We start from the raw sequence: 15,444 nt of genomic DNA, 5'->3' as shown, positions 1-15,444 counted from the left end.
AGAGATCCGCAGGATGCTGGACCGGGCGACGCCCGACCCGCTGCGGCGTCTTCTCGAGGATAGCAAGAACTCCAGGGACGACGGGCGGACAGCGACATGAGCGAACAGGTCTACGACGATGCGGGCGAAGTGGAGGTTCTGAAAGCGGAGGGCCGCGCCGACCCGCTGCCCGCCACGGAAGAGGCGCCCGGCCTCGGCTGTCATTCCGGATCGGAGATGGAACAGGCGGCCCGCATGGCCGGCCAGTCCGAACTGCTGGACCAGTTCGCGCGCGACTACCCGCAAGGCCCGCACGACAAGCCGCAAAGCATGTGCCCGGCCTTCGGCTCTTTGCGCGTGGGTCTCAGGATGCGCCGCGTGGCGACCGTGCTCTCGGGTTCGGCCTGCTGCGTCTACGGCCTGACCTTCGTGTCGCATTTCTACGGCGCGCGCCGGTCGGTGGGTTACGTGCCCTTCAACTCCGAGACGCTGGTCACCGGCAAGCTCTTCGAGGACATCCGCGAGGCTGTCCACCAGCTGGCCGACCCCGACAAGTACGACGCCATCGTCGTCACCAACCTCTGCGTGCCGACCGCCTCGGGCGTGCCGCTGCGGCTGTTGCCGGACGAGATCGACGGCGTGCGCATCGTCGGCATCGACGTGCCCGGTTTCGGCGTGCCGACCCATGCGGAGGCCAAGGACGTGCTGGCCGGGGCGATGCTGAACTACGCCCGCAAGGAGATCGAGGCCGGCCCCGTCGCCGCCCCCGAAGGCGGGCGGTCCGACCGGCCCACCGTGACCCTGCTGGGCGAGATGTTCCCGGCCGACCCGATGATGATCGGCGCGATGCTGGCGCCCATGGGCCTGGCCGCCGGGCCTGTCGTGCCCTGCCGCGAATGGCGCGAGCTTTATGCCGCGCTCGATTGCGGCGCCGTGGCGGCGATCCACCCGTTCTACACCGCCGCGATCCGCGAGTTCAAAGCCGCTGGCCGCCCGGTCGTCGGTTCGGCCCCCGTGGGGGTGGACGGCACCGCCGACTGGCTGGCAGGCATCGGCGAGACCTTCGGCATCGCGGCCGAACGGGTGGCCGCGGCGCAGAACGCCTTCCTGCCCGCCATCAAGGGCGCGCTGGCAGGTGCGCGGATCGACGGCACGATCACCCTGTCGGGCTACGAAGGCTCCGAGCTTCTGGTCGCGCGGCTGCTGATCGAAAGCGGCGCGCAGGTGCCCTACGTCGGCACGGCCTGCCCCAGGACGCCGTACAATGCGCATGACGCCGCCTGGCTGGAGGCGCATGGCGTCAAGGTGAAGTACCGCGCCTCGCTCGAGGATGATTGCGCCGCGATGGAGGCGATCAAGCCTGACCTCGCCATCGGCACCACGCCCGTGGTGCAGAAGGCCAAGACGCTGGGCCTGCCCGGCCTGTATTTCACCAACCTGATCTCGGCCCGGCCGCTGATGGGCCCCGCCGGGGCCGGGAGCCTTGCGCAGGTGGTCAATGCGGCCATCGGCAACAAGGGCCGGATGGAGGGCATGAAGGCCTTTTTCGAGGGCGTCGGCGAAGGCGAGACCGCCGGCATCTGGGAAGGTGAACCGAACCGCCAGCCGGAGTTCCGCGCCCGCTACCTCAAGAAACTGGAAAAGCAGGCGCGCGCGGCCCAAGCGGAGCGGATGATATGAGGGCGCTTCCGGTGACACCCCGCGGAACAAGGCGCTTTGAAGCGCCTTGGAAAGGGCTTTCCAAAGCCCTTTCTGGCACCCGGACCAGAGGGGGCGCCTCATGCTGATCCAGGATCATGACCGCGCCGGCGGCTATTGGGGCGCCATCTATGCCTTCACCGCCGTGAAGGGCCTGCAAGTGGTGATCGACGGCCCGGTGGGCTGCGAGAACCTGCCGGTGACCTCGGTGCTGCACTACACCGACGCGCTGCCGCCGCACGAGCTTCCGATCGTCGTGACCGGCCTTGGCGAAGAGGAAATGGGCAAGGGCACCGAAGACGCGATGGCCCGCGCGTGGAAGTCGCTGGACCCGGCGCTGCCCGCCGTTGTCGTCACCGGCTCCATTGCCGAGATGATCGGCGGGGGTGTCACGCCGCAGGGCACCAACATCCAGCGTTTCCTGCCGCGGACCATCGACGAGGACCAGTGGGAAGCGGCGGACCGCGCCATGACCTGGATCTTCACCGAGTTCGGCATGACCAAGGGCCGGATGCCCAAGGAGACCAGGCGCCCCGACGACGCCAGGCCGCGCGTCAACATCCTGGGGCCGATGTACGGCGTGTTCAACATGCCCTCGGACCTGGCCGAGATCCGCCGCCTGGTCGAAGGGATCGGCGCCGAGGTCAACATGGTGATGCCGCTGGGCGCGCACCTGAACGAGATGCGCCACCTGGTCGATGCGGACGTCAACATCTGCATGTACCGCGAGTTCGGACGCGGCCTCGCCGAGGTGCTGGGCAAGCCCTACCTGCAAGCGCCCATCGGCATCGACTCGACCACCAGGTTCCTGCGCAAGCTGGGCGAGATGCTGGGGCTGGACCCCGAGCCCTTCATCGCGCGCGAGAAGCATTCGACCATCAAGCCGGTCTGGGACCTCTGGCGTTCGGTCACGCAGGACTTTTTTGCCACCGCCAGTTTCGGCATCGTCGCGAACGAGACCTATGCCCGTGGCGTGCGGCACTATCTTGAGGGCGACCTGGGCCTGCCCTGCGCCTTTGCCGTGGCGCGATGCGCCGGGGCCAAGACCGACAACGACCGCACCCGCGCGCTGATGGCCGAACACCGACCGCTGATCGTCATGGGGTCGATCAACGAAAAGATGTACCTGGCCGAGCTCAAGGCCGGTCACGGCCCGGCGCCGGCCTTCATCCCGGCCAGCTTTCCGGGCGCCACGATCCGCCGCCACACCGGCACGCCCTTCATGGGCTACGGCGGCGCCACCTACATCCTTCAGGAGGTCTGCAACGGCCTCTTCGACGCGCTGTTCCACATCCTGCCGCTGGGCACCCAGATGGACGCGGCCTCGGCCACGCCGACGCGCCTGCGCCGCGACATGCCCTGGGACGCCGACGCGCAGATGGAACTGGACCGCATCGTCTCGCAGCACCCCGTTCTCACCCGCATCTCGGCGGCCAAGCAGTTGCGCGATGCCGCCGAGAAAGTCGCCCTTGAACAGGGGGCGGACCGGGTCGTCGTCGAGACGGTCCAGGCGCTGAACAGCGCCCCAAGGAAACCGACGCCGGCCCGCACCGGCGCACACAGTTCACCAGAGGAGGTCTGATCCATGGCCGACGTCACGTCGAACACCCCGCGTCCCCACCACCACGCACCGCGCCGGCGGGGGGCCGAGTTCTACACCTATTTCGCGCTGATCTTCATCGCGGCGCTGCCCTTTGCGGCGGTCGACTGGATCCTCGAGATCGCCCGGCGGCACACGCTGAACCTGCGCGGCCCGCTGGCCCGCGCCTGGGCCGAGGCCGACCGGATCACGCCGCTTCTGTTTTCGCTCTGATCGCAGGCCGATCGGACCGACACGACCTGCCCGCCCCCGTGGCGGACAGACCGGCGGGCGCATGCCTGTCGACCCCGGCCGCAGGGGGTGCGGCGTCAGACGACACGTTCCGGAGGAAAGTACATGTCTGATAATGGTGACCTGTCCTTCACAGGTCTTACCGATGAGCAGGCCCAGGAACTGCATTCCGTCTACATGAGCGGCCTCTGGCTGTTCTCGGCGGTCGCAGTGGTTGCCCACCTGGCAACCTACATCTGGGCACCGTGGTTCTGAGGAGACGGATATGGCAAAATTCTACAAGATTTGGCTCGTATTCGATCCGCGCCGTGTGTTCGTGGCACAGGGTGTCTTCCTCTTCCTGCTCGCAGTGATGATCCACCTGGTGGTGCTCTCGAACGGTGTGAACTGGTTCGAGAACGCCGCCGCGGCACGCGCCGCAGCATCCGATTGAGCCACGGGCCTCACGCTCTTTCACAAAGACTGCTGCGGGCGGCCCGTTTCGCCCGCGGCAAATCCAACTGACACGACGGCTTGAGGACCAGGGTCACGCACCCACCGCCGAACGAGCCGCCAAACGCGGAGAGACAAGAAGATGGCGTTGCTCAGCTTCGAAAAAAAGTATCGCGTCCGCGGGGGGACGCTGATCGGCGGCGATCTGTTCGACTTCTGGGTGGGCCCTTTCTACGTGGGCTTTTTCGGGGTCACGACCGCCTTTTTTGCCTCATTGGGCACAATCCTGATTTTCTGGGGAGCGGCCCAGCAGGGCACCTTCAACCCCTGGCTCATCAATATCGCGCCGCCCGACCTGTCCTACGGGCTGGGCATCGCGCCGCTGAACGAGGGCGGGCTGTGGCAGTTCATCACGATCTGCGCCACCGCCTCGTTCGTCAGCTGGGCGCTGCGCGAGGTCGAAATCTGCCGCAAGCTTGGCATGGGCTATCATGTGCCCTTCGCCTTCAGCTTTGCGATCCTGGCCTATGTCACGCTGGTGATCTTCCGGCCGCTGCTGATGGGCGCCTGGGGGCACGGATTCCCCTACGGCATCTTCAGCCACCTCGACTGGGTCAGCAACACCGGCTACGCCTACCTGCACTTCCACTACAACCCGGCGCACATGCTGGCGGTGACGCTGTTCTTCACCACCACGCTGGCGCTGTCGCTGCACGGTGGCCTGATCCTGTCGGCGGCGAACCCCGAGAAGGGCGAGATCATGCTCACGCCCGACCACGAGGACACCTTCTTTCGCGACTTCATCGGCTACTCGGTCGGCACGCTGGGCATCCATCGGCTCGGCTTTCTGCTGGCGATCAACGCGGTCTTCTTCTCGGCGGTTTGCATCATCATCTCGGGGCCGGTCTGGACCAAGGGATGGCCGGAATGGTGGAACTGGTGGCTCGAACTGCCCATCTGGGGCTCCAACCTGGGGATGTGATCCATGTTTAGCATCGAATATCAGAACATCTTTACCCAGGTGCAGGTCCGCGGCGAGCCCGAGATGGGCACCGACGACCACGGCACCCTGATGGCGGATCGCGCCGGCAAGCCCTGGTTCCTGAACCTGGCCGGCTGGCTGGGCAACGCGCAGATCGGACCGATCAACATCGGCATGGCCGGTGTCGTGTCCATCGCCAGCGGCATCATCTGGCTCAACATCATCGGCATCAACATGCTGGCGCAGGTCGACTGGTCGATCCCGGAATTCCTGCGGCAGCTGTTCTGGCTGGCGCTGGAGCCGCCCAGCCCGGAATACGGGCTGCGCATGCCGCCCTTGCAGGACGGCGGCTGGTACATCATCGCCAGCTTTTTCCTGCTGTTTTCGGTCATGGCCTGGTGGTACCGTAGCTGGCAGCTGGCGGCGGAACAGAAGATGGGCAAGCACGTCTTCTGGGCCTTCGGCGCGGCGATCTGGCTGTTCCTGGTGCTGGGCCTGTTCCGGCCGATACTGATGGGATCCTGGTCCGAGGCGGTGCCCTATGGCATCTTCCCGCACCTCGACTGGACCACGGCGTTCAGCATCCGCTACGGCAACCTCTACTACAACCCGTTCCACTGCCTTTCGATCGTGTTCCTATACGGTTCGGTCCTGCTGTTCGCCATGCACGGCGCGACAATCCTGGCCGTGACCCGCTATGGCGGCGACCGCGAGCTGGAACAGATCGTGGACCGCGGCACCGCCACGGAACGCGCCGCGCTGTTCTGGCGCTGGACCATGGGGTTCAACGCCACGATGGAGGGCATCCACCGCTGGGCCTGGTGGTTCGCCGTGCTGACGCCGATCACCGGCGGCATCGGCATCCTGCTGACCGGCACCGTCGTCGACAACTGGTTCATCTGGGCCCAGGAGCACCACTTCGCGCCCATGTATGACGGCAGCTACGGCTACGAGGCCTTCGGGTCCTACGAAGCCTTCATCGGACAGGAGTGAGGCCCATGCTACCCAAGTGGTTCAACGACTGGAACAGCAAGAACCCGGTCGATATCTACGGCCCCGCCATCCTGGTGGGGGCGCTGGGGGCGGCGGTCCTCGTGGCGGCGGCGCTGGTCAGCCTGGGCCAGCCCTATGCCACCGACAGCCTTCAGACCGGCCCGCGCGGCACCGGCATGAGCGTGCCGGAGTTCGTCGCGGACCTGGCGGTGCCCGATCCGGACATCGCCGAGGTCTATGAGGATCCGCCGCTGATCCCCGAGGCGGGCGAGGCGCTGGCCAGGGACATCTACCAGAACGTCGAGGTGCTGGGCGACCTGACCGAGGCGAACTTTCTGCGCGTCATGAACGCCATGACGCTCTGGGTGTCACCCGAGCAGGGCTGCGCCTACTGCCACGGCGATGGCGATGTCGAAACCTACGGCGCCGATGACCTCTATACCAAGGTCGTCGCGCGGCGGATGATCGAGATGACCCAGAACATCAACGAAAGCTGGGACGGCCACGTCAACGCCAACAAGCAGGTGGGCGTGACCTGTTTCACCTGCCACCGCGGCCAGAACGTGCCGTCTGACATCTGGTTCAAGATCGCGCCGGTCAACATGGCGGCCGAAGGCTGGTCAGCCATCCAGAACCGGGCGACGCTGCGGTCGCAGTACACCTCGCTGCCCGCCGATGCGCTGGAGCACTACCTGCTCGACTACAACCGCATCGGTGTCCACAACCTGGAAAGCCGCGTTTCGGAGCGGGTCAGCGACCCCGACGTGCCGGCGATCCAGGACGCCGAGCGGACCTATTCGCTGATGAACTACGTGGCCAACTCGCTGGGCGTGAACTGCGTGTTCTGCCACAACAGCCGCGCCTTCTACGACGGCGGGCAGGTCACGCCGCAATGGGCGACCGCCACCCTGGGCATCGCCATGGTGCAGGAGCTGAACAACGACTACCTCGTGCCATTGGCGGACGTCTACCCGGCAAACCGCCTGGGCCCGATCCACGGCGATGCGCCCAAGGCCGCCTGCCGCACCTGCCACAAGGGCTATCAGCAGCCGTTGCAGGGCACCAACGTGATCCGGGATTACCCGGAACTCGCCACCACCGGCGCCCCGGTCTACGAGGCTCCGACGCAATGACGCGGGCGGGCGGCGCCGCTGTGCGCCGCCCCCCGACGCGCCAAGTTCCCGTCCGCTTGGTCCCATGAGCGGACGGGAAGCGGGGCCCAACATCCCCGTCCCTTCCTGTTGGCGACAGGAACCTGGCGCCACGTTCCCAGGGTTCCCTCCCAAAGAGCGTGGCGCCAATCGCCCCACCCCCATGGAGGACCCGTCATGACCCGCCCCGACACCCCGCTGCTGGACCGCATCGCCGGCCCCTCCGACCTCAAGGGCCTCAGCGACCGCGAGCTGGCCCAGGTGGCGCGCGAATTGCGCGCCGAGGTGATCTCGGCGGTGTCGGAAACCGGCGGGCATCTCGGGTCCTCGCTGGGCGTGGTCGAACTGACCGTCGCCATCCACGCGGTGTTCAACACGCCGATGGACAAGCTGATCTGGGACGTGGGCCACCAGTGCTATCCGCACAAGGTGCTGACCGGCAGGCGCGACCGCATCCGCACGCTGCGCCAGAAGGACGGCCTGTCCGGCTTTACCAGGCGTGACGAGAGCGAATACGATCCCTTCGGCGCGGCGCATTCCTCGACCTCGATCAGCGCGGCGCTGGGCTTTGCGGTGGGTCGCGACATGGGTCGCCCGACGGGCGACGCCATCGCCGTCATCGGGGACGGCAGCATCAGCGCGGGCATGGCCTACGAGGCGCTGAACAACGCCGGTGCAGAGGGCCGCCGCCTGATCGTCATCCTCAACGACAACGAGATGAGCATCGCGCCCCCGGTGGGCGCCATGTCGACCTATCTCTCCCGCCTCTACGCCTCGGAGCCCATGGCGCAGATGAAGACCCTGGCCGACAGCTTTGAGAAACTGATGCCGCCGCCGATGCGCGAAGGCGCGCGCCGTGCGCGCCAGCTGGTGACGGGGCAGGGCGGGTCTTCGACCCTGTTCGACGAGCTGGGTTTCGACTACATGGGGCCAATCAACGGCCATGACATGCACCAGCTGCTGACCGTGCTGCGCGCGGCGCAGACGCTGGCCAACGGGCCGGTGCTGATCCATTGCTGCACGGTCAAGGGCAAGGGCTATGCCCCGGCCGAGAACAGCGCCGACAAGTACCACGGCGTGTCCAAGTTCAACCTCGAGACGGGCGCACAGGCCAAGTCCAGGCCCAACGCCCCCAGCTACACCTCGGTCTTTGGCAGGGCGCTGACCGAAGAGGCGGCGCGCGATCCGCGGGTCGTCGCCGTCACAGCGGCCATGCCCGAAGGCACCGGCGTCAACCTGATGGCGCAGCGGTTCCCCAAGCGCGTCTTTGACGTGGGCATCGCCGAACAGCACGGCGTGACCTTTGCCGCCGGCATGGCGGCCAGTGGGCTGCGGCCCTTCTGCGCGATCTATTCGACCTTCCTGCAACGCGGCTATGACCAGATCGTGCACGACGTGGCGCTGCAACGCCTGCCGGTGCGCTTTGCCATCGACCGGGCCGGGCTGGTGGGGGCAGATGGCGCCACCCATGCCGGGTCCTTCGACATCGCCTACCTGTCCAACCTGCCGGGCTTTACCGTCATGGCAGCGGCGGACGAGGCGGAACTGGTCCACATGGTCGCCACCGCCGCCGCGCATGACGAAGGCCCGATCGCCTTCCGCTATCCGCGCGGCAACGGCATCGGGGTGCAACTGCCCGAGCGCGGGGAGGTGCTGCCGCTGGGCAAGGGTCGGGTGATCCGCGAAGGCAGCGACCTCGCCATTCTCAGCTATGGCAGCCTGTTGCCGCAGGCGCTGGAGGCAGCCGCCCTGCTGGAGGCCGAAGGCCACAGCGTCACCGTCGCCGATGCCCGCTTTGCCAAGCCGCTGGACCTCGACCTGGTCCGCCAGCTGGCGCGGCACCATCGCGGGCTGATCACGCTGGAGCCGGGGGCGGAGGGCGGGTTCGGGTCGGTCGTGCTGCACGCGCTGGCGCGCGAGGGGCTGCTGGACCGGGGCCTGGCCGTGCGGCCGATGACCTTGCCGGACCGTTTCATCCACCAGGCCAGCCCGGACGAGATGTATGCCGACGCCGGCCTTACGGTGGAACACATCCGCGCCACGGCGCTGGGCATCCTGGGCAGGAACGCGCAGGTCTACACCTTCCCGGAACGTGCCTGACCCGTACGCCGCAGCCTGCCGTCGCGGCGGTTTCATCCCCGGCCGCCACCCGATTCGGCAATCACGCGCCGCAGCGCCCGGAAGGGCATTTCCCCGCCCACAAACCGGTTTTGCCGTGCTAGTCTTTGCTCAAAAGGCCCGGGCAGACGGAGAAGGACATGAAACAGGTGCTTGGGCGGCTGGCGATGGCCGCCACCCTTTGGACACTGGCAGGCGCCGCGCAGGCGGCCACCATCACCGGTTCGGACGGGCAGGGCATGGGGTGCTTTGCCCGCATCGACGGCCCGATCGGGCTGTGGGATGCGCGCGCCTTCACCGCGCTGCTGGCCGAACTGCCCGAACCCGATCCCGCCAGCCCGGTCGGCCGCCGCATCTGCCTGGACAGCATCGGCGGCACCCTGGCCGAAGCGGTGCGCATGGCCGACGAGATCACGCGCCGTTCGCTCGGCACCGCCGTGCCCGAGGGTGCCACCTGCGAAAGCGCCTGCGCGGTGCTGTTCCTGGCCGGACGCTTCAGCCACATCGTCGGTGAAACCGCCGTCCTGCCGGACCGCCTGCTGCACCCGCGCGGCACGCTGGGCTTTCATTCCCCCGCGCTGGTGACCGAGGACCGCCCCTATGCCCGCGAAGAGGTGAACACCGCCCATTCCCTGGCCCTGTCGACCCTGGGCGAGGTGCTGAGGATGCGGTCCGAAACCGGGACGCAGATCGCGGATTCGCTGCTGCTGACCATGCTCAACACCCCGGCCAACGACATGACCTACGTCGAGACCGTCGAGCAGGCCGCGCAATGGCAGATCGAGGTCGCGCCGGTGGCCCTGACCGCCGTCGATATCGAGTCCGCGCTGCGCTACGCCTGCCTGAACGCAGATGGCGGGATGCTGGATCAGCGGCCCTCGGACACCTACCTGTACGGCTCGGCCAACCTGCCGTTTTCCTATGCCAACCTTGGCCCGGACCGCGCGCAGGCCACCTCGCTGGGCGGGTTCCGGGCCGAGGCCGCGGCCGAATGCGAGCTGACCCTGGCCGCCACGGGCGACCCGCTGGGACCGATCGGCTACCTGACCATCGAGGGCGGTCTCGCCAACGAGGACACCCGCAGCGAGGTCTACGCCTACCAGTTCCACGACCCCCGCCTGCCGCTGGAGGCGCTGCCGGTCGCCGACAGCCCCGCCGCCATCGGCGAAAAACCGTTCTTTGCCGCGATCCAGGCGGCCGCGCGGCGCGAACTGTCCGAGGTCGAGATCCGGTCCTGCTGGCTGCTCTCGCCCGAGGCACGGATCGTCAACGTCCGGGAATACGTCAACCTGCGCGACGGTCCCGGCTTTGGCTCGTCGGTGGTGCGGCAGGTGCCGCTGGGCGAACGCGTCCGCGTGATCGCCACGCAGGACCTTCAGACCCCCGAGGGCGGCGACAGGGCACGCACCTGCCTCAAGGCGTGCAACGACCTCGCGCTCGACACCGCGAACGAAGGCCTGCGCGCGCAGGTCAACGCCTGCATCGAGGACAACGTCTTCTGGTACGAGATCCGCGACGGCAGCGGGCAGGCGGGTTACATCAGCCGCCAGTTCCTGGACGAGTGAGGGCGCTTTCCGGCGTACGCCACGGTCCGCACCGGAAAAGGCCCTGGCGGCCGATCCGCCTTTGTCGAGGCGGGCGGCCATGTTAGCCTTGGCCCGGACATTTTCAGAAAGAGACATGACATGCCCGTTTTTCCGCGCGCCATCCTGGTGGCCCTGAGCCTGATTTTTTCCACCCTCGCCGCCGGTTCGGAGGCGGCCGAGATCCGGCTGGGCGGCTCCGAGGAGATGGGCTGCCGCATCGAGATCACGGGCCAGATCGCCGCCGGAGACACCGACACGCTGCGGGCGCTGTTCGAACAACTGGGCTATCCCACCGGCTATTCGCCCATCGGGCGCCGCATCTGCCTGGATTCGCCCGGCGGCTTGCTGAGCGAGGGCCTGCTGCTTGCCGACCTGATCGCCGAATGGAACTACGGCACCGCCATCGCCGACGGTGCCGCGTGTGAGAGTGCCTGCGCCGTGGCATTCATGGCCGGACGCTTCAACAACCCCGAGGCCGGCGGCGCCTTTGGCACCGACCGGCTGTTGCACCCGCGGGGCAAGCTGGGGTTCCACGCGCCCTCGCTGCTGCTGGGCGACCGCAGCTATTCCCGGTCAGAGGTCGACACGGCCTATGCCATCGCTCTGGTCAGCATGGCCGGGATCCTGGAACACCGGGCGAACTGGGGCACGGCGATCCCGGATTCGCTGTTCCTGAAGCTGCTGGGCACCCCGCCGTTCGAGATGTCCTATGTCGAAACGGTGGGCCAGGCCGCGCGCTGGCAGATCGACGTGGCGCCGGTCGAGATGCCGAAGATCGACGTGAAGCAGGCGCTGACCAATGCCTGCCGGCACGTCGACTCGGGCTTGCTGGATTATGCGCCCTATTTCGACAGTCCGCCGTTGGAGTTCAGCTTCGAGGAAATCACCGACGAGGGTCTGACCGCCTTCAGCACGCGGGATTTCCGTTACGAAGGCTCGGCGCAATGCGAGGTGCGGCTTTACGCATCGGGCAGCTTCAACGACTACAGCCCGGTCGTGGCCTCGGGAGGCGCGCAGTATACCGGCGGCGCCACCGATCAGGACGTCAGCGGTTTGATCTACCCCTACATGCTGTATCCCACCGATCAGAAGATCGCGTCGCTGCCAGTTGCGCAGGCGGGTGATCGGGCGCAGGCGCAGGCGTTTTTCCGGGCGGCGCGGTCGCCGGGGGCGGCGGGCCAGGTCGGCGGGTTCAACTCGTGCCGCCTGATCGGGGCGGATGCGCGGATCGTCAACGTCAACGAATTCGTCAACATCCGCGCGGCGCCGGGCCTGCGGGCGCCGGTGGTCGGCCAGGTGCGGCTGGCCGAGCGGGTCCAGGTGCCCGACACCGGTCGCCTGCTGCCGCTGCGCGACAATGACCGCGCCCGGACCTGCCTGTCGATCTGCGAGGTGCTGACCGAGAGCCCGTCGGCCGCTGGCGTCGCGGACGAGGCACAGGGCTGCGTCGATGAAAACATGCTCTGGTACGAGATCATCGGTCAGAACGGGACCACGGGCTACATCAGCCGCAAGTTCCTGAGCAACTGACCGGGGGGTTGCCGGACTTGCAGAGCGGGCCGCGCCGGGGTTTTCTGGCGCGACCCGACCCTTGCCGGAGCGAATGACGATGTGGACACGGATTAGCCTCGGCGCGCTCTGCGCCACCCTCGCGGCGCTTGCCGCCGATGCCGAGCCTCTGCGTGGGACGCAGGGCCCGATTCCGGACGACACCTGGCAGAACATGCAGGGCGTCAGCTGGCACGCCGACCTGCCCTGCCCCCAGCGGGACGCATTGCGCCTGCTGCGGGTGCCTTACGTCGATTTCGAAGGAAAGACCCGGACCGGAGAGATGATCGTCGCTGCGGAGGTGGCCGGCGACATGCTGGACATCTTTGCCGAGATCCACGCCGCCGGTTTCCCGATCCAGAGCATCAAGCCGGTCTACATGTTCCGCGGCGACGACGGGTTTTCCATGGCGGCGAACAACACCAGCGCGTTCAACTGCCGGGTGGTGGCGGGCACCTCGCGGCTGTCGCAGCACGCGCTGGGCAAGGCGATCGACATCAACCCGGTGCAGAACCCCTATGTGCAGGGGCGGCGGACCTCGCCCTCGGCCGGGGTGGATTATGATGAGCCGCACGAGCGGCGGGCCGAGGTCAAGGGCGTGATCGTGGCGGATGACGCCGTGGTGCGGGCGTTCAAGAAGCGCGGCTGGGGCTGGGGCGGCGACTGGACGTCGTCGAAGGACTACCAGCATTTTTCCGCGACTGGAAACTGAGGGAACATCCGTCCCCGGCCTGACCCGGGACCTCTTGCCACCTCACAGGATCTGGCTGAGGAATTCCTGCGTCCGCGGGTCCTTGGCCTCGGTGAAGAAGGTCGCCGGGGGGCCGTGTTCGACGATCACGCCGCGGTCGGTGAAATAGATGTGGTCGGCGACCTCGCGGGCAAAGCCCATCTCGTGCGTCACCAGGATGCAGGTCATGCCCTCGGCCGCCAGGTCCTTGATGGTGACCAGCACCTCCTTGACCGTCTCGGGGTCCAGCGCCGCCGTCACCTCGTCGAACAGCATCACGTCGGGACGCATGGCAAGGCTCCGCGCAATCGCCACCCGCTGTTGCTGTCCGCCCGACAGCTCACCCGGATAGCTGTTTTCCTTGCCCTCCAACCGGACCTTGGCAATCAGCGCGAGGGCCCGCTTTTCGACCTCCTTTGGGTCTTCCTTCAGCACCTTGACCGGCGCCATCATGACGTTTTCCAGCGCCGTCTTGTGCGGAAACAGGTTGTACTGCTGGAACACCATGCCGACCTTCTTGCGCAGCGCCAGCTTGTCCAGCTTGGGCACATGCACCTCCTGGCCCTCGACGGTGATGGACCCGCCCTGGATGTCGTTCAGCGCGTTGATGCAGCGGATCAACGTCGACTTGCCCGAACCGGAGGGCCCGATGATGCAGATCACCTCACCCTTCATCACGTTCAGGCTGACGCCCTTCAGCACCTCGGTGTCGCCATAGCTTTTGCGGACGTCCTTGAGGGCGACGATGGGTTGATCGGGGGTCCAGCTCATGAGGGCCTCACAGTTTGACCGAATAGCGCCGTTCCAACGCGATGGTCACACGCGCGATCGGGTAGCAGTAGACGAAGAACAGCAGCAGCGCGTAGCCATAGAACGGCATCAGCAGTTCGGGGTGGTTGTTCTCGGCCTCCATGGCCTGGCGCGAATAGGTGATGATCTCGCCCACGCCCAGCAGCGAACACAGCGGCGTCGCCATGGTCAGGATCGCGTACCAGTTCATCCACGGCGGGATCATCCGCTTGACCACCTGCGGCAGGATGATCTGCCACAGCGTCTGCGTGCGGGTGAAGGACAGCGATTCCGCCGCCTCCCACTGTGCCGAGGGGACCGAGTTCACCGCCCCGCGCACGATTTCGGCGATGTTGGCCATGATCGGCAGCGACAGGCCGATCACCGCCTTGACCCAGCCCGGGATCGGGATGGTCACGCCGAAGATCGTGACCTGGAACGGAAAGGCCAGCAGCACCACGAAGAGCAGCACCAGCCAGGGGGAATTGCGGAACAGCTGGGTGATCGCCCAGGCGATGCGCCGCAGCCAGCGGCGGTGCGACACCTGCCCCAGCCCCAGCACCGCGCCCAGCAGCGTGCCGATCAGCATGGCAAAGAGCGAGATCAGCACGTTGAACAGAAAGCCCTGGAAGGTCAGGAACGGCAGCCAGCGCCACAGTGCGGCAAAGGCGTCCACCGTGCCAAAGCTGGCCGACTGCGCAAAGGCGGCGGCGGGCCAGGCCGCCAGCAGGACAAGTATGCTCCACGGCGGCAGCGAGGCCAGCCAGCGGACCAGGTACATTTCGTCGTAGCAGTGTCCGCGCAGGACGTAGGGTTTCATCACCGGCAGGTCGGTGGAACCGTGCAACCTACTGGCCATAACCGGGGATCCTCATCTTGCGTTCCCAGCGGTTCATGCCCAGCACCAGGATGCCGACCAGCACGATGTAGGTCACGAACAGCAGCAGCATGGTGGGGTTCTGGGCCGAGGGGAAATCGTTCCAGACCGACACGCTTTCATACAGCAGTTCGGGCACGGCGATGGCGTAGGCCTGCGTCGTCGTCTTGACCAGGTTCACCAGGTTGTTGTTCAGCGACGGCAGCGAGACCCGCAGCGCCAGCGGAAACACAACCTCGCGGTAGGTCTGCGTCCGCGTCATGCCCAGCGATTCCGCCGCCTCGACGGTGCTGTCCGGCACCGCCTCGATCCCGGCGCGGAAGATTTCCACGTTGAAGGCCCCGGCGAAGAACGACAGCGAGATGATCGCCCAGCCGACGTTCGAGATGATCGGCACCTCGAGCCAGCCGTCGGGGCTGTAGGAGGGCGTGAACTGCCCCAGCGCGAAATAGAAGAACAGCAGCTGCACCAGCGGCGGCGTGTTGCGAAAGAACTGGATGTAACCCTGCACGACGGCGCGCAGGAAACGGTTGGGCGCGCCCTGCGCCCAGGCGCCCAGCACGCCGATGATCACCGAAAGGATCACGCAGGCAATGCTGAGCTGGATGGTCATCCACAGGCCGGACAGGATGCGTCCGGCCTGCTTGGCGTCATACAGCCAGATGAAGTTCCACCGCACATGCTCGGCGGCAAGCTCACGGAAGAACTCCTCAAAGCCGGTCATGCGCTC

At 67.0% G+C, this 15,444-nt stretch carries 15 protein-coding genes; 12 read left to right on the top strand and 3 right to left on the bottom strand.

From position 1 onward, the window contains the following. Nucleotides 1-96: 96 nt before the first annotated feature. The 12 genes from bchY to MAA8898_RS00250 all read left to right on the top strand — a co-directional run bounded on the left by bchY (nt 97) and on the right by MAA8898_RS00250 (nt 13,030). On the top strand, nt 97-1,659 hold the full coding sequence (bchY, locus tag MAA8898_RS00305) for a chlorophyllide a reductase subunit Y (RefSeq protein WP_094018978.1): 1,563 nt from the start codon (nt 97-99) through the stop codon (nt 1,657-1,659). Nucleotides 1,660-1,759: 100 nt separating this feature from the next. Continuing rightward, nucleotides 1,760-3,259, top strand: a complete 1,500-nt coding sequence (bchZ, locus tag MAA8898_RS00300; RefSeq protein ID WP_094018977.1) for a chlorophyllide a reductase subunit Z — start codon at nt 1,760-1,762, stop codon at nt 3,257-3,259. Between the two features lie 3 nt (nt 3,260-3,262). Further along, nucleotides 3,263-3,490 (top strand): cytochrome PufQ, encoded by a 228-nt coding sequence (gene pufQ / locus MAA8898_RS00295; RefSeq protein WP_094018976.1) that lies wholly within the window; start codon nt 3,263-3,265, stop codon nt 3,488-3,490. A 123-nt stretch (nt 3,491-3,613) separates the two neighbouring features. Then, on the top strand, nt 3,614-3,763 hold the full coding sequence (gene pufB / locus MAA8898_RS00290) for a light-harvesting antenna LH1, beta subunit (protein ID WP_094018975.1): 150 nt from the start codon (nt 3,614-3,616) through the stop codon (nt 3,761-3,763). Nucleotides 3,764-3,773: 10 nt separating this feature from the next. Next, nucleotides 3,774-3,941: a light-harvesting antenna LH1, alpha subunit gene (gene pufA / locus MAA8898_RS00285; RefSeq protein WP_094018974.1), complete on the top strand. Its 168-nt coding sequence runs from the start codon at nt 3,774-3,776 to the stop codon at nt 3,939-3,941. Between the two features lie 141 nt (nt 3,942-4,082). Continuing rightward, the gene (gene pufL / locus MAA8898_RS00280; RefSeq protein WP_094018973.1) at nt 4,083-4,922 is read left to right on the top strand and encodes a photosynthetic reaction center subunit L; all 840 of its coding nucleotides are present in this window, start codon (nt 4,083-4,085) and stop codon (nt 4,920-4,922) included. 3 nt (nt 4,923-4,925) lie between these two features. Beyond that, nucleotides 4,926-5,915, top strand: a complete 990-nt coding sequence (gene pufM, locus MAA8898_RS00275) for a photosynthetic reaction center subunit M (protein ID WP_094018972.1) — start codon at nt 4,926-4,928, stop codon at nt 5,913-5,915. A 5-nt stretch (nt 5,916-5,920) separates the two neighbouring features. Continuing rightward, on the top strand, nt 5,921-7,048 hold the full coding sequence (pufC, locus tag MAA8898_RS00270; protein ID WP_094018971.1) for a photosynthetic reaction center cytochrome PufC: 1,128 nt from the start codon (nt 5,921-5,923) through the stop codon (nt 7,046-7,048). Between the two features lie 195 nt (nt 7,049-7,243). Next, entirely contained in the window at nt 7,244-9,166 is a 1,923-nt protein-coding gene (dxs, locus tag MAA8898_RS00265; RefSeq protein ID WP_094018970.1) for a 1-deoxy-D-xylulose-5-phosphate synthase, read from the top strand. A 158-nt stretch (nt 9,167-9,324) separates the two neighbouring features. Next, nucleotides 9,325-10,749 carry an SH3 domain-containing protein gene (locus tag MAA8898_RS00260; RefSeq protein ID WP_094018969.1) on the top strand — a complete coding sequence of 475 codons (1,425 nt, stop codon included), beginning with the start codon at nt 9,325-9,327 and terminating at the stop codon, nt 10,747-10,749. Nucleotides 10,750-10,869: 120 nt separating this feature from the next. Further along, complete coding sequence (locus MAA8898_RS00255) at nt 10,870-12,300, top strand: SH3 domain-containing protein (protein WP_094018968.1); 1,431 nt, start codon at nt 10,870-10,872, stop codon at nt 12,298-12,300. 79 nt (nt 12,301-12,379) lie between these two features. Beyond that, complete coding sequence (locus tag MAA8898_RS00250; RefSeq protein ID WP_245853200.1) at nt 12,380-13,030, top strand: M15 family metallopeptidase; 651 nt, start codon at nt 12,380-12,382, stop codon at nt 13,028-13,030. 42 nt (nt 13,031-13,072) lie between these two features. Here MAA8898_RS00250 and MAA8898_RS00245 read toward each other — a convergent pair whose 3' ends face one another. Genes MAA8898_RS00245 through MAA8898_RS00235 form a run of 3 tightly spaced genes read right to left on the bottom strand, consistent with a single transcriptional unit; the run spans nt 13,073 to nt 15,438 of the window. Further along, entirely contained in the window at nt 13,073-13,819 is a 747-nt protein-coding gene (locus MAA8898_RS00245) for an amino acid ABC transporter ATP-binding protein (protein ID WP_094018966.1), read from the bottom strand. A gap of 7 nt (nt 13,820-13,826) precedes the next feature. Then, nucleotides 13,827-14,684 (bottom strand): amino acid ABC transporter permease, encoded by an 858-nt coding sequence (locus tag MAA8898_RS00240; protein WP_245853199.1) that lies wholly within the window; start codon nt 14,682-14,684, stop codon nt 13,827-13,829. Between the two features lies 1 nt (nt 14,685). Beyond that, the gene (locus MAA8898_RS00235; protein ID WP_094018965.1) at nt 14,686-15,438 is read right to left on the bottom strand and encodes an amino acid ABC transporter permease; all 753 of its coding nucleotides are present in this window, start codon (nt 15,436-15,438) and stop codon (nt 14,686-14,688) included. Nucleotides 15,439-15,444: the final 6 nt, after the last annotated feature.

Origin of the sequence: Antarctobacter aquimaris, assembly GCF_900184945.1 — a bacterium.
Lineage (GTDB): Bacteria > Pseudomonadota > Alphaproteobacteria > Rhodobacterales > Rhodobacteraceae > Maliponia > Maliponia aquimaris.
Note: the sequence above shows the minus strand (reverse complement) of the source record. Positions and strands in the feature narration are given on the sequence as shown.

Bases quoted from the DNA above. Each gene is read 5' to 3' on its own strand.
- MAA8898_RS00250 (WP_245853200.1), top strand. From the start codon at position 12,380: ATGTGGACACGGATTAGCCTCGGCGCGCTCTGCGCCACCCTCGCGGCG.
- MAA8898_RS00255 (WP_094018968.1), top strand. From the start codon at position 10,870: ATGCCCGTTTTTCCGCGCGCCATCCTGGTGGCCCTGAGCCTGATTTTT.
- dxs (WP_094018970.1), top strand. From the start codon at position 7,244: ATGACCCGCCCCGACACCCCGCTGCTGGACCGCATCGCCGGCCCCTCC.
- MAA8898_RS00235 (WP_094018965.1), bottom strand. From the start codon at position 15,438: ATGACCGGCTTTGAGGAGTTCTTCCGTGAGCTTGCCGCCGAGCATGTG.
- bchY (WP_094018978.1), top strand. From the start codon at position 97: ATGAGCGAACAGGTCTACGACGATGCGGGCGAAGTGGAGGTTCTGAAA.
- pufB (WP_094018975.1), top strand. From the start codon at position 3,614: ATGTCTGATAATGGTGACCTGTCCTTCACAGGTCTTACCGATGAGCAG.
- pufQ (WP_094018976.1), top strand. From the start codon at position 3,263: ATGGCCGACGTCACGTCGAACACCCCGCGTCCCCACCACCACGCACCG.
- MAA8898_RS00260 (WP_094018969.1), top strand. From the start codon at position 9,325: ATGAAACAGGTGCTTGGGCGGCTGGCGATGGCCGCCACCCTTTGGACA.
- pufM (WP_094018972.1), top strand. From the start codon at position 4,926: ATGTTTAGCATCGAATATCAGAACATCTTTACCCAGGTGCAGGTCCGC.
- pufL (WP_094018973.1), top strand. From the start codon at position 4,083: ATGGCGTTGCTCAGCTTCGAAAAAAAGTATCGCGTCCGCGGGGGGACG.
- pufA (WP_094018974.1), top strand. From the start codon at position 3,774: ATGGCAAAATTCTACAAGATTTGGCTCGTATTCGATCCGCGCCGTGTG.
- bchZ (WP_094018977.1), top strand. From the start codon at position 1,760: ATGCTGATCCAGGATCATGACCGCGCCGGCGGCTATTGGGGCGCCATC.
- MAA8898_RS00245 (WP_094018966.1), bottom strand. From the start codon at position 13,819: ATGAGCTGGACCCCCGATCAACCCATCGTCGCCCTCAAGGACGTCCGC.
- pufC (WP_094018971.1), top strand. From the start codon at position 5,921: ATGCTACCCAAGTGGTTCAACGACTGGAACAGCAAGAACCCGGTCGAT.